Source organism: Kitasatospora sp. LaBMicrA B282 (assembly GCF_050325825.1).
Classification (GTDB): Bacteria; Actinomycetota; Actinomycetes; order Streptomycetales; family Streptomycetaceae; genus Kitasatospora.
Window position 1 is genome coordinate 32,457 of record NZ_JBNQTI010000030.1, and the last position, 13,280, is coordinate 45,736.

10 protein-coding genes and 1 pseudogene are annotated in these 13,280 nt (G+C 71.2%); 6 read left to right on the top strand and 5 right to left on the bottom strand.

The features are described 5' to 3' along the window. Positions 1 to 24: 24 nt before the first annotated feature. The 3 genes from ACQRUO_RS11440 to ACQRUO_RS11450 are packed head-to-tail and all read left to right on the top strand — an operon-like array spanning position 25 to position 3,319. Positions 25 to 1,146 carry a tyrosine-type recombinase/integrase gene (locus ACQRUO_RS11440; protein WP_428315696.1) on the top strand — a complete coding sequence of 374 codons (1,122 nt, stop codon included), beginning with the start codon at positions 25 to 27 and terminating at the stop codon, positions 1,144 to 1,146. After that, complete coding sequence (locus tag ACQRUO_RS11445) at positions 1,143 to 1,469, top strand: helix-turn-helix domain-containing protein (protein ID WP_428315697.1); 327 nt, start codon at positions 1,143 to 1,145, stop codon at positions 1,467 to 1,469. Before ACQRUO_RS11440 ends, ACQRUO_RS11445 begins: the two co-directional genes overlap by 4 nt. After that, a complete protein-coding gene (locus tag ACQRUO_RS11450) occupies positions 1,466 to 3,319 on the top strand; it encodes a hypothetical protein (RefSeq protein ID WP_428315698.1) in 1,854 nt (617 codons plus the stop codon). Before ACQRUO_RS11445 ends, ACQRUO_RS11450 begins: the two co-directional genes overlap by 4 nt. Before the next feature lie 88 nt (positions 3,320 to 3,407). Here the strand turns inward: ACQRUO_RS11450 and ACQRUO_RS11455 are convergent, their stop codons facing one another. The 4 genes from ACQRUO_RS11455 to ACQRUO_RS11470 all read right to left on the bottom strand — a co-directional run bounded on the left by ACQRUO_RS11455 (position 3,408) and on the right by ACQRUO_RS11470 (position 6,702). After that, complete coding sequence (locus ACQRUO_RS11455) at positions 3,408 to 4,154, bottom strand: hypothetical protein (RefSeq protein ID WP_428315699.1); 747 nt, start codon at positions 4,152 to 4,154, stop codon at positions 3,408 to 3,410. Positions 4,155 to 4,566: 412 nt separating this feature from the next. Beyond that, positions 4,567 to 5,271 carry a PP2C family protein-serine/threonine phosphatase gene (locus ACQRUO_RS11460; protein WP_428315700.1) on the bottom strand — a complete coding sequence of 235 codons (705 nt, stop codon included), beginning with the start codon at positions 5,269 to 5,271 and terminating at the stop codon, positions 4,567 to 4,569. Between the two features lie 120 nt (positions 5,272 to 5,391). After that, entirely contained in the window at positions 5,392 to 6,057 is a 666-nt protein-coding gene (locus ACQRUO_RS11465) for a hypothetical protein (protein WP_428315701.1), read from the bottom strand. A 216-nt stretch (positions 6,058 to 6,273) separates the two neighbouring features. Further along, the gene (locus ACQRUO_RS11470) at positions 6,274 to 6,702 is read right to left on the bottom strand and encodes a hypothetical protein (protein WP_428315702.1); all 429 of its coding nucleotides are present in this window, start codon (positions 6,700 to 6,702) and stop codon (positions 6,274 to 6,276) included. A 1,056-nt stretch (positions 6,703 to 7,758) separates the two neighbouring features. On the opposite strand from ACQRUO_RS11470, the gene ACQRUO_RS11475 reads away from it, so the two are divergent. Beyond that, positions 7,759 to 10,260 (top strand): hypothetical protein, encoded by a 2,502-nt coding sequence (locus ACQRUO_RS11475; RefSeq protein ID WP_428315703.1) that lies wholly within the window; start codon positions 7,759 to 7,761, stop codon positions 10,258 to 10,260. Positions 10,261 to 11,022: 762 nt separating this feature from the next. Here the strand turns inward: ACQRUO_RS11475 and ACQRUO_RS11480 are convergent. Next, complete coding sequence (locus tag ACQRUO_RS11480; protein WP_428315704.1) at positions 11,023 to 11,973, bottom strand: hypothetical protein; 951 nt, start codon at positions 11,971 to 11,973, stop codon at positions 11,023 to 11,025. Between the two features lie 378 nt (positions 11,974 to 12,351). On the opposite strand from ACQRUO_RS11480, the pseudogene ACQRUO_RS11485 reads away from it, so the two are divergent. Further along, a pseudogene (locus ACQRUO_RS11485) lies at positions 12,352 to 12,549 on the top strand (ATP-binding protein); the annotation flags it as partial. Positions 12,550 to 12,591: 42 nt separating this feature from the next. After that, positions 12,592 to 13,098 carry a DUF1877 family protein gene (locus tag ACQRUO_RS11490; RefSeq protein ID WP_428315705.1) on the top strand — a complete coding sequence of 169 codons (507 nt, stop codon included), beginning with the start codon at positions 12,592 to 12,594 and terminating at the stop codon, positions 13,096 to 13,098. Positions 13,099 to 13,280: the final 182 nt, after the last annotated feature.

Below are 13,280 nucleotides of genomic sequence, written 5' to 3' on the forward strand. Positions count from 1 at the left end.
TCATTGTTGCGTTAGATGCAACATGTGAATCTGCAAGATCACCACCCCGGCGCGGCTCACTTGATGCTGCTCGACGGCGTGGTTCACCTGGATCCGGAGCCGGCCGTGCTGCGGGCGATGCTGGACGGCTGGGCCCGGCAGCAGCGCGTGCGGTACTTGAAGGCGGACACGATCGGGCGGCGCGAGTCCCTGGTCAACCGACTGGTCACCTTCTCCAATCAGTACCCGTGGCAGTGGACGGCGCCCGAGGTCGAGGCGTTCTTCGACCAGCTGCGGTGGCGGGGACAGCGGATCGCCGTCTCGACGACCCGGGGGTACCAGGGCCACGTCCGGCTGTTCCTGGAGTTCATCACCGATCCGCGCTACGGCTGGCCGGCGGTGTGCCGGGACCGGTTCGGAGCGGTGCCCCAGCAACTGTTGGACGAGCGCAACACAGTGGCCCACGTCGGCGAGTACGAGGGCGACCCGCGACGGCGGCCGTTCACCTACGACGAGGTCCAGCAGCTGTTCGACGCCGCCGACCAGCGGGTGGAGGACATCCGGCGCCGCGGCCGGAAAGGGGCACTGGCCGCCCAGCGCGACTCCGCGCTGATGAAGATGGTGTACGCCTTCGGCCTGCGCCGCAGCGACGCCTGGGGCCTGGACCTCGCGGATCTGCGCTCCAATCCGAAGATGCGCCAGTTCGGCCGGCTCGGGCTCATCCACGTGCGCTGGGGCAAGTCCTCACGCGGTGCCCCGCCCAAGCGCCGCACGGTCTACCTGGTGCCGGAGATGGACTGGGTCATGCCGGTACTCACGCAGTGGGTGGACCACCTGCGGGCCGCGTTCTCGCCCGGCGCGCACCCCGCACTGTGGGTGACCGAGCGCCGCGGACGCCTGTCCTGCCGTCGAATGGACGAAGTCTTCGTTGAGATCCGCAAGTTGGCCGGGCTCGACCCACTGCTGGACCTCCACTGCCTACGCCACTCGTACATCACCCACCTGATCGAGTTCGGCTACCCCGAGCGGTTCGTCCAGGACCAGGTCGGACACCGCTACGGCTCCACGACAGCGGTCTATACGGGGGTCTCGCCCGAGTACCGTAATCGCCTGCTTACCTGCGCCCTGCGGGACCAGCACGCCGACCTGTGGGGACCGAGCGCGTGATCAAGAAGATGGGCATCTCCTGGAACCTGCGCCTTCGCATGGCGGAGAAGGGCCTGTTCCAGACCTCGGAGCTGGTGCCGCTGCTCGCAGAACGCGGCGTCATCCTCTCGCGCGAGCAGGTCTACCGCCTCGTCACCCAGGAACCGCAGCGGCTGAGCATGGACGCCCTCGCGGCCCTGTGCGACATCCTCGACTGCACCCCCAACGACCTCATCGAGATCCAGGTGGCCAACACCCAGGTCCGCAGGACCGCCGGGGCTGGTCCCGCCGACATCCAGGCCCCCGTGCAGCGAAGCACGATTCGAAGGCCGAAGCTGTCGTGACCGGCACGCCCCCGAAGTGGAAGCTGGAACCCTGCCTCACCTGCGGCCGCCACCGGCGGGTCCACCGGCGACTGCCCGACGGGAACGCGCTGTGCCAGGCCTGCGGCCGGCAGCCACCCGAGCCGTGCGGCGTCTGCAACCGCACCGCGATGGTCGCCGCCCGCCCGGACGGAACGCCCCACTGCACGACCTGCTACGGCCGCAAGCTCCAGCCCGAGCGAACCTGCGGCGGGTGCGGCCGGGTCACCACGATCACCGCCCGAGCCCGCGACAGCCGACCCGACCTGTGCCGACGCTGCTGGGAGAGCCAGGAGACGGTCTGCTCCAGCTGCGGCCGCACCCGCCCCTGCACCCAGATCTCGACCGGCACACCCATCTGCGGCACCTGCCGCAAACGCACCATCCGGCAGCAAGCCTGCGCCCTCTGCCAACAACTCCGACGAGTAGCTGCCCGCTGGCCGCTCGGACCGGTGTGCGCCACCTGCTACAACCACGTCCGCGGCCACCCCGGCCCCTGCACCGAGTGCGGGCAGATCCGCCCCCTGACCGGCCGCACCGACCAAGGAGGCAGCCTGTGCGGCGAGTGCTCCGGCGCCCGCAACGCCTACCTCTGCCCCACCTGCGGATCCGGCGAAGAGACCGACCGCCACGGCCACTGCGCCCGCTGCGTGCTGCGCGAGCGCCTCACCACCGAGTTCACCGCCCCCGACGGCACCACGCCCGACCAACTGGCCCCCCTGGTCCAGGCGCTGATGAACGTCACCCGCGCCCGATCCGTCCTGACCTGGCTCAACCGACCCCACGGCGGGGCTGCCCTCCTGCGCAGCCTGGCGGCCACAGGCACCGAGGTGACCCACGAGGCTCTCGATACCGAAGCCAACCGGCCCGCCGTCGTCGTCCTGCGCGCCACGCTCGTCCACCTGGCCATCCTCCCCGAGCGCCACGAGGCCCTCGAACGCCTCGCACCGTGGCTGGAGCGCAAGATGGCCGACGCTCCGCCCGAACACCGCAGACTCCTACGTGCCTACGGCAGCTGGGTCGTCGTGCGGGACGCACGCCGCCGTGCCGACCGGACGCGGTTCACCGCGCAGAGCCTGGCCCGCAAGCGCAGCCACCTGCTGTCCGTGATCGTGTTCCTCACCTGGACGACCGAAACCGGCTACGCATTGGACGTCATCACCCAGCGGCACATCGACGACTGGCTCGACGCCGGCGGCCCCTCCCGCCGCTCCGTCCGCGGCTTCCTCCGGTGGACCGCACAACGCGGCCTCACCGCCGACCTCGACGTCCCGTGGCCCCGCCGCTCACCCGAACCACGGAACTGGTCCACCCCCGAGCAGCGGTGGGAACTGCTGGACCGCTGCCTGAACGACGACAACCTTCCACTCGACGTCCGCGCCGCGGCCTGCCTCACCCTTCTCTACGGCCTCAGCGGCCAGCGCATCACCGAACTGACCACCCGCCACCTCACCGGCGGCGAGCACCCCACGATCCGGCTCGGCGAACACCCGGCCGCTCTCCCCCCGACCGTCTTCCGCCTCCTGGCCCACCAGGCCGAGCTCGCCGTCACCGCCTGCGCGATCGCCCGCACAACCGCACGCCCGGATGCACCCTGGCTCTTCCCCGGCCAACTCGCAGACCAGCCCGTCACCGCCCACCACCTCACCAGCAAGCTCCGACGACACGGCTTCCCGGTCATCCCCCTGCGCAACTCCGCCCTGATCACCCTCGGCGCAGACCTGCCCCCATCCGTCCTCAGCTCCCTGCTCGGCATCAGCATCACCAGCGCCTTGAAGTGGACCCGACGCGCCGGCCGCGACTGGAACACCTACTTGGCCAGCCGCGCCTGACGGCCGCCTGGCTCCCAGTCCGGGCCGACTGGGGAACGCAGTGAAGGCGGACCCGGGACCAGCCCAGGGCCGCCTTCACCGCGCCCTACTAGGCTCCGCGCGAGAGAAACGCGTCGGAGCTGTAGTAGCTGCCGCACTGTCCCTGATTCTTCACCCCGGGCAGGAATTGCTTACCGTCAGAATTAGAGGGGGCGGGGATGGTGGTGCTCCACTTACCGGTGGTGGCGCTGGTGGGGATGGTCTGGACGTTGCTCCTGTACGGGTAGTTGGTGGGTTGCGGGGTGTTCCCTGCGGACGGCACGTAGTTGTACGAGCTGGTCATCCAGCCGGCGTCGCAGGCGGCTTTCCCGGTGCTGTAGGTGCCGGAGATGCGCAGGTTGCCGGACGAGTCCGGGGTGGCGTCGTCGACGGTGATGTCGCCCACGGCGCCGGAGTCGTAGGTGACCTCGGCTTGGGCAAGGGTGTTGCCGAGGGGGTCGGCGAGCGTGGCGGTGATCGTCACGTGCTGGCTCCAGTTGGGACCCGATCCGAGCAGGCCGGTGGCGAGCGTGCCGTTGATCGGGGTCCCGGCTTGGGCAACGAGACAGAGCTGGGGAATCGTCTCGGTGGCGGTGTTGCCGGCGTCGTCGGTGGCCTGGACGGTAAGGGTCTGCAGGAGGCCGCCGTCACACGAGTACGTGCCGGACCAGGCGAGAGTGTTGCCGGTGACGGTGACCGTAGGCAGGTCGATGCCTTGTCCGGCAGGCTCGGCGGCCTGGGCTGGCACGCAAAGAGCAAGAACGGTGAAAGCGGCGGCAGCCGAAGCCGTTAGCAGCGCGAGAGGGCGGCGGGACAAGCAGGACTCCTCAGGTCGGAAGCGTTCCGGGGGCCACCGGTCAGCGGCCCCGTAAGATCGCTTCCCGAGATCGGCATGTTCACACCCACAACCCGATGAACGTATCGGCCGATAGCGGCACATAGTCGCCCTGGTTCCCTTCCTGCAGGTGTGCTGCGCGGGTCGTCCAGAGATCATGATCGACAGAGAATACGGCGCCCTCCGAATACGTGCCTGTTACCAGCTAGACGGGCGGATCTCACGGTGGGCCGGTTCATCGAGGATGGGCAACGCCGAGCCGAGGGAAGGCTCGATCGGCCGCACGGTGCACGGGGTTGACGCCGGGCAGTGTCTGCAGCGCCGGCACGGCCGTGACGCTGCTCTGGCGTCGCCCGCGGACGTGAGTTCTGGCGGTCCGAAGGTTGATCGTCTGTCAGTGGTACTGCAGGACGATGGCGGTGGCGTCGTCGCGTTCGCCGTTGCGGCCGGCGCGGGCGGCGGCGACCAGGGTGTCGGCGAGGTCTTGCGCCGAGCCGTGGTGTGTGCGGATGAGGGTGTGGAGTTCCTGGTCGTCGATGCTGTCGTGGATGCCGTCGGTGGTCAGGACCAGCAACCCTCCGGCCGGCACCGAGACGTAGGCGGCGGTGGCCGGTACCGCCAGGCCGAGGGTGACGCTGACGTAGTCGGCCAGGGCCGTCACCGGTACCTCGCCGGCGCCGCGGGCTGCGCGGGTGAGGTAGGCGGCGAGGTTGTGGTCGGTGGTGAGCTGGCGGACGTCCTCACCGCCGTCCCAGTGGTAGGCCCGGCAGTCGCCGGCCCAGACGAGCTCGGCGCTGCCGTCCTCGCGGGTCACGGCGAGGACTCCGACCGCGTCCGGGCCTGGGTCGTGCACCAGCAGTCCCGCTGACAGCAGCCCGGCCAGGGCCCCGCGCACCGCGCCGACGCGGGCGGCCGTCTCGGCGAGCATCGGCGCCAAGCGGACGATGTCTGGATCGTGGCCCATGCCGTCGACCAGGGCGAGGGCGGTCTGCCCGGTGCTCGTGGAGGTGTAGGTGGCGGCGGCATCCGCGTTGGGGCCACTCGTGCCCTGACGGCTGGCCACAGCTGTGATCAGGCGGATGCTTTCCGTGGTGTCCATGGGCAGCAGCCTACGCAGGACCGGCGGGGGCCGATTCACGTTCGGCTAACGCCCGGGCCCCGCCCCGGGTGGGGTGGGCGGCCCGACGGGCTCCGGGTGCGGGGGCGTGCGGCGTGAGCGTCATACGCAGGCTGTGCTTTCCGCTGCGGTGAGCAGGGCCAGTACCGCGCGGGCGTAGGCCTGCGCCCTCTCCCACACCAGGCCGGCGTCCGCCACGGCCTGCTGTGCCTCCTCGCGGCGGCTGGGCCGTACCCACAGGCCGCCGGTGCGGCCTTCCTCTACGGCCACCCCGGGCCACTGCGCGGGCGTGTAGCGCTCGAACATCCGGTTGCGGGCCTGGTGCCCGGTCAGGCTGGCCTGCAGCAGGCGTGCCTGGTGTGCGACGTCCTGGACCAGTGGGTCGCTCGCGCCGGCGATCCGCAGTTCCGGTCCGGGTACCGGCAGGGCCCGCCAGATGCCCCACTCTTCGCCGACGGCCAACGCCACCCACCACGCGGGCGTGCGGGGTCCCGGCGCCTGCCAGATGCGCGGAAGGCGCCCGGGCGAGCGTCCCGCGGCCCTGCGGTGCAGCAGCTGCCGGGCGGCGGACAGCACCGACCGATCCGCGGCCCGGCTGACTGCCACCGCTTCGCGGATGCGGGCCAGGGCCTGGTCCACGGCCTCGGGCGCCGCCGTTTCGTCGAACTCCCGGCGGGCGAGCGCGAGGAGGGTGGCGGCCTCCTCGGACCGGGTGAGGCGATCGGCGAGAGCGGCAGCGGCCGCCGGCCACGAGCTGTTGCAGGTCATGCCCCCACCCTTCCCAAGGTCCAGCGCTGCTCACGCCCCCGATGGGCGTGAGAACAACTCCGCGCGCCCCGGCGTGCTCCCGCTCCCGTCGACGGACAACCCGTTCGCCACCTGCCCCGCGCTGTTGCACGGTCGATGTCCAGCAAGCTCTTCTCCGCGGTGGTCACCGGGTGCATGCCGGCGTCGAGGGCCGGTCGCACCCGCCTGGGCGGGAGCCTAGCGCCGTGCCGCAGGCGCGCGGTGGGTGGCCGCTGGTGGCGGCAGGCCGGCCTCATGGCCGACCACGCCCCCACCGGCGACCTGTACGGCCTGCCGCGCAGAGACTTCATCTCCGCCCGCGACCAGGCGGTGCGGGAGGCCCGCGCCGCCGGTCGGCGCGGGGACGCTGCCCGCCTGGCCGCGCTGGGCCGACCGACGACCGCGGCGTGGGCCGTCAACCAGCTCGCCCGCCACCACCAGGATCGGCTGCGGGCTCTGCTCGATCTCGGCGCCGACCTGCGCGCGGCCCAGCGCCGTGCAGCAGCCGGCGCAGTCCGCGAGCTGCAGGCCGAGCGGCAACGCCGGCTCGCCATGCAGGTCGACCAGGCTGCCCAGGGCGCCCGGCAGGCCGGCCAGCCGGGCCGCGGCGTAGGCGCGCTCGGCCACGACCCGGCCACCTGGGACGAGTACGGGCAGTGGTTGCTCAAGCCACGGAGGCGGGTCCGGGCCGCGGCCAGCGACACGAGCTTGCTGCGCCTGGTCGGTGACCTGTGCCCGCGGCTCTTGAGGAGCCCGTCATCTACGTGGGCGGGGCCGCGGCGGGGGTCAGCCGCCCCAGTGGGTGTCCGGGGTCAGGCCGCCCCAGTTGGTGTCCCGTCGGGGGCGGTGGTGTCGATTGGTCGGCATGAGGGGTTTCCTTCTCGGTGGTGCTCGGCGGCCGGGAACAATGAGGTGGCCGCCGGCGGGCCCATGGGTCCTCGGCCAGGTGGCCGAGCGGGTTCACGTGCCCCAGGACGTGTCCCCAGTGCTGTTCCGGCCCCAGCCGCTGTCGAGCTTCCACCCGGTGTCGGACCGCAGGGTCATCATGGCCGCACCCCCTTTTTGTGATCATCACTGTCGTCCGTGACATTAGAAGATCCCACCGGCGTTGTCACCGCGCTGGGCCGCGTGTGCGGCTTCAGTGGCCGGGTTGCTCGGACGGGGTTTCGAATGGGGCGTGGCCAGGCGCTGCGCCGCCGAGCGCGGTTGGCCCCCACCGGCGACACACCGCCGCTGGAGACCCACGGTGTCGATCCCGGACCGTGCGCTCGCCGTCCTCGCCGCCCATCGGGTGGCCGCGGCCCGAGCCTGCGCTGTGCACCTCGTTCTTGCGAGCGCTTAGGTCTTCGGTGCCGATACACCCGATGGGCCTGGGACCAGTACACCGCCGCGGCAGCCTCCCCCGACCCCGCAGCAGGCCCGGGCTCCGGCTACTCGACCGAGCGGTGTCTCGACCGGTTCGACACCGCGCTCATCCCCCCGGGTCTGCGAGACCGGAGTGCGGTCACCTGACCCCACGCCCCGGCGCAGCGGCCCTGACCCGCGCCGGACGCCGGCGGCCGCGCAGCCACCGGCGCGAGGACCTCCACCGGCGGACGGAAAACGGCAAATCGGCCCGGCCCGGGCCTGTGGTCCCGACACAATGAGCACATGGCCCCGTACCCGAGGTAAGGACCGTGCTCTGTGGCGCTGCCCCCGCTCAGCGATCCGATCACCGCCACCGGCCGTGCCGGCAGCAAGGCACATCGGCTCGCCGACCGGCTCGTTCGAGCCGTCGGCGCCGGCGACGACAAGACCACGCTCGCGGCCATCGCCCAGGTGCAGTCCTCGGGACAGGACCCTGCGGCCGCAGCCCTGCTCACCGCGTGGATCGTGCGCGGGGCCCCGGCCGCATGCCGACTGCCCGACGGCTCCCCGGACATGGGAACGCTCACCCACACCACACCGCAGGACCTGAAGACCGCCGGCTCCCAGACCAAGGCGTTCGGGCCGGATCCGCAGCACGTGCGCGCCACGGGCGGACAGGCCCGCGAGGTGATACAAAAGGCGGCCACCCTCGCCCAAAGCCTGCCGGAGCGCCGCCGCGACAGCGCAGCCACCCAACTGTTCGCCCGCGAGTTCCGCCTGAACCCGGACCTGTCCGCCGTGGTCCTGAGCCTGCTTGCCGAGGCCTGCCTCCCCCTACGCCGCGACCAGGCAGCCCCCGACCCGAGCGCGGCAGCCGACGCCGCCCGCTACCTGGCGAACATCACCGACAAGCCGTCAGCTGACCGCGCGCTGGAGCAGGCCCGGCGCGACGGCTTCGACCTGGGGCACCTCAGGGACGCAGCAGGCGAGCGCCTCACCAGCGACATCCGCCGCCTGAACAACCCGAAGACGCCCGGCACCGGGGTACCCGCCCGGGTCGAGGCGCTGAACCACCTGATCGAGAGCATCCTCATCGCCGAGCCCGCACCGCCACAAGACGATCAGCCCCTCGAACTGGTCGCGCTCCTCGTGGAGGCGGCGAGGAACGGCGATACGGACATCGTGGCGGACCTGACCACGCTGGCACAGCGGCGCGAGCTCCTGCCGAGCGCGGTCGGGATCCTCGTGTCGAACCTCAACCGCACCTGCCCGGACGACGCCCGCACACCCGACGGTCGCCCGGACTTCCACTACCTGTGCGGCACCACCGACCAGGAGAAGTTCCTCGACCGCCAGGACCGCCACACTCCCCAGCAGCGGCGGGAGACAGCCAACCTCTGGACGACCACCCGGGCCGCCGTCGAACTCCTCGAGGCCGCGCAGAGCAACCTGCGCACCAGCGGCCACCAGGACAAGACGATGACCCTGCTGCGCACCGGCTTCGCGGCCAGGCCCAAGTTGATCGCCCCGGCGGTGCGGGCCGCCGCCGAGGCCGTGGCCTTGTGCACCGCCAGCGCTGGCCTCGACCCAGGCAGTGGCCAGGAGCGGGCCGCAATCGACTACGACGGCCACGCCCAGCGGGCCGACCCCTCGACGACGCCACTGCCGCCACTGCCGCTTCCCGGCGGCGAGCGTTACGAGGACGACCCCGTCGACGCGTTCGACTTTGCCCAGCCCGCCGCCTCACTGGCCGCCCGCTGGCGCGACAAGCTCGCGCGCCACCTCGCAACGCCGGAAGCCTTCGTCCAAGCAGTGCGCCGGATCGACCATCGGGCGCTGCGCCCGGCGGTGGCGTCCCGACTGCGCGCCACCAAGATCCTGCTTGGGCAGGAGCAGGACCGGCTGCGTCGCGCTACGCTCTATCACCTCAATGGCCGACTGACCGGCCTCGCCACCGCGCAGCGCTTCGCGCCGCGTGCCACTCCCATCACCTGGGACCGAATCCGCACCCAGGTCGGGTTCATGACCTTCGAGCGGCCGATCGCCGCCGGCCCCGATATCCCGATCGTCGCGGTCTCCTGGAGCCCCTGGCACGCCGGCTGGGAGCCCTACCCGGACGCCGCCCCGCAGGCGGAGGCCGCCGCACTCGACCGGCCGGCATGGTGGCACCGCGACCCCCACGCCGATCCGGAGCCGCGCAAGCACTACTTCGACGCCACCGCCACCCTCCGCGGAGCCCAGGCCGGGCTGCTCGCGAAGTCCTCCCGGGAGTACTTGTGGGTCACCTTCTACAGCCCGGCACCCGCCGGCGCGCAGGAGCCGCTGGCCCGGGTCTCGGACCTCGTGGTGCCGATCGGCGCGCACCTGCCCGAGGGCGGGCCGGGCGCGGGCAGCCGATTGTCGTGGCTTCGCGCCCTGCTTGCGGCATGGGACCGGCAGACCGACCCCGAGCGGCGCCCGGGCGACGTCGCCGCGGTGGAGCGGGCGATCGAGGTTCCACGCCCCGACCACCGGGCCAAAGGGAAGAAAGGGAAGAGCACGCCGCGTCGCGCCGACACCGTCCACGTCGTCACCGACGAGGACATCCCGCCCGCGCGGCGGTGCCCCGCAGACCCACAGGTCCAGGTGCCGGCACCGCGCACCGAGCCCGAGTACGGCCTCGTGATCCAGACCAAGGGCACCCAGAGCCACTGCTTCGCACCGCGCGGCGAGCACCGCCGCCACCTCGAGGCAGGCCAGCCCTGCCCCCACCACCGCGACATTCCGCTGACCCCGCAGTACCGGCGCCACCCCGATCTGCCACTGCGCACCACGCAGACGGTGCACAAGCCGACGTAGGCGAGCACACCGGCTCCCCCGGGACGCCCACCCTCGTGCTGGGCGTCCCGGATCGGCGAAGGCGTAGCCTCCGTCCGTCGGCCGATAGCAGCGTGGGCCCCATGAGCGAAGAGACCGCTGGCTGCGTAGGCGGGACCAGGATGCCGTCGTCGTAGGTCTGTCCAGTTCCTGGAGCTCAGGCCAGCTTGAGGGCCACGTCACGCGCGATCAAAACGATCAAGAGAGCCATGCGCGGCCGGACTTCCTTCCGCCTCCTACGGATCCGTATCCTCACCAAGCACTACTGAAGCGGCCTGCCGCTACGGCTCTGGGAGCACAGTGAACTGGTCGATAGGACCGCGGCTGCGATCGTGGCGAGCGCGAAGTCAGGGCTGGGACCCCGACATTGTCCGTGCTCTGCGGCTGCCGGTGCCACTCACGACTCAGGAGCGCGCTCGCGAGCTCATCCGGCAGGTGAAGGTGCCCGCGGCGATCAGCGAAGTCCGTTCAGCAACGGGCTACGACCGCCAAGACGCCAGGTATGTCGTACTCGCCTTGATGTACGGCTGGAAACTACCGACACGCCCGTCCCCGCGCCCCCGGAACACCCCAGAGCCTGACCCCTCACCGGCTGCTACCGCTTGATCATTCACGCAGATTCGGTCAGAGCCAACGTCAACGAGCCCTACCAGCCCGGCCTGCGGCTACCCGCCGACGGCACGCACCTCCCCGGCCCCGCGTGGTTCCGGTCGGTCGGGCTCCGGCGGGCATTCGCCTTGGGGGTCAGGGCTGATCTTCCTGGCCGCCAAATTGGTCCCGGGATGCGGCCGCGGCCTCATGGGCACAGTGCTCGTGCATCCAGCGCTTGCGGGCCCCTCCGGCCGTCAGGACCAGGGCGTAGCGGTCGCCTTTGGAGATCGGCTCGAGGCAGCCGCGACACGGTCCGTTGAACTTGGCCGGGCCCAACTCCTTGACCAGCAGAACCGGGGTGGTTGGTGTGGGCGGCGCCGGGGCCGGTGTCGAAGGGGCCGGTGCCGTATCGGCTTGCTCCAGAACGTCGCGGGCGTCTGTGAGGCCGTTCTGCACGTGCCGGATCCAGTACTCGCCGCCGTACATCGCGCCGGAGCGCAGGGCGCTGCGGATGGTGCCCAGGTGCCCCACGACCTGGTCGAGGAGCGTGATCGGGGCCGGCGCGTGGGAGCGGCAGTGCTCCCCGACGTGGTTGAGCTGGGACCGCCGGCAGCGGGCGCCGTGGGGGCTGGTGCCGACGCAGTGGACGGCCGAGGGAAGCCGGCTCTGCCAGTGGATGTCGGACTCCGGGATGCCGGCCAGAGCCAGCGCCTTGGGGTAGAGCTCACTCGCCTGGGCCTCCAGGTCCTCCCAGGAGGGGAGCGATCGCTCGAGTGGGGGCTGGGGGAGCAGGGACAGTCCCCGGCCGCGCCGCGCCGTCAGGGTGCCGACGGTGCGCCAGGACTGCAGGGTGAGGTGCAGGGTGCTCTCGCAGCCGTGGCGGCAGCCGACATCCAGCACGAGCAGGTCGCCGGGCGGGTACGGGTCGGCGAGCTCGCACACGCTCTCCAGGCCCTTGAAGTGCTCGCCACTCTCCAGGTCGATGCTGTAGGCGTCCTCGGGCCGACCTGGGGCGCCGAGGTGGTGCAGGGTGCGCAGGGTGGCAGGAGCGCCACCGCAAGTCGGGCAGACCAGCGTCCCGCCCGCGGTGCGAGCCAGGAGCACGACCTCCTCCTCGGGCTCTGGTGATTGGCCGTCAGCGAGGTCGCTCACTGGACGGCCTTCCCTGCAACGCGCGGGCGCGCCGGGCTGGACAGGCGAGGGGAGGAGGATCGTGCGAGCGGGCTGGGCCTGGTCCAAGGGTGCACAGGCCGGCGGGTGACAGGGAGAGGCGACCGGACGGCTCCGGTGCGATGAGTTGTCATGTCGGCGAATCTAGGAGCGGCCGACCGGAGATCAGAAGGCCCTGAAGGAGCGATTGACCTCGGGGTCTGTCGTCCCGCACACCTCCGTTCTGCGGGATCTTAGCCGCACCTCCAAGTCCACGCCCCGACGCAGGGCGCGCAACGGATCACGTTGCGCCGCCGGTGCACCACCCACTCCCGCCAGGGCCGGTCCCTGATCGTCACCAGCAACCGGGCGCCCAGCGACTGGTATCCGCTCTTCCCCAATCCCGTCGTCGCCGAGTCGCTGCTGGACCGGCTGATCAACACCAGTCATCAGGTGATCATGAACGGCCCCAGCTACCGGCCGAACAAGCGCCCCAAGAATCCGGCCGGCCGGACTGAAGGGGCCCGCTGAACTGGCTCCAAATCCGGTGGACAGCGTCGGGATACTGCCATCATGGCCGTCACCCAGCAGCTTGCCCGAGTCCCGGCGGAGTACCTTGCCGCCTGTCGTCAGTCGGCCGAGGAATCTCCGGACGGAGATCACCACTGGGATCCGCCGTCAGCGGACTGTCTCGACCTCGACTGGTCACCGAGCATGCTGAGGCAGGCCTTCGAGCTGGCGCGTCTCGATGCTGTCCACCTGGAGGCGCTCAAGCGCGCCACCGAGGGCGACACCGACATTGACCTGGGCTTTCTCAACACATACCCGCACGAGATCGGTCTCTTCGGTCCTCCCCCGACTGGCCTCTCGCCAGCCGCAGTCTCCCAGGTGTCGACACGCCTCGAGGAGATCGACATGCAGATGATCCGGCCGGCCCTGGACAGCACTGCTGGCTCCGCGATCGGCCGGGAACTCACCGGCGATCGGAACGAGTACTTGATGGGACACTTCCGTGCCCTGCGGGACTTCTACGAGGGTGCCGCCCATAGGGGCCTTCTCGTCGTGCTCTGGTGGGACTGAGTAGAGGTCAGCTGGGCGACGGCAGATCGGTTCGCGTCGGCCGGCAGACCCCGGGGAATTCCGTGACCACAACCGCGGGGAATTGCGGCTCTTCGACACTTTCCGTGAAACGGACAAGCTCTGGGTAGCCCTCGGTCGTGGGGGATCAAGCTCCTGAGCTGCTGAAAGTCCTATTTCCGCAC

Excerpts from the sequence above, each read along its gene's own strand:
- ACQRUO_RS11460 (WP_428315700.1), bottom strand. The coding sequence starts at position 5,271 with ATGGACACCACGGAAAGCATCCGCCTGATCACAGCTGTGGCCAGCCGT.
- ACQRUO_RS11465 (WP_428315701.1), bottom strand. The coding sequence starts at position 6,057 with ATGACCTGCAACAGCTCGTGGCCGGCGGCCGCTGCCGCTCTCGCCGAT.
- ACQRUO_RS11490 (WP_428315705.1), top strand. The coding sequence starts at position 12,592 with ATGGCCGTCACCCAGCAGCTTGCCCGAGTCCCGGCGGAGTACCTTGCC.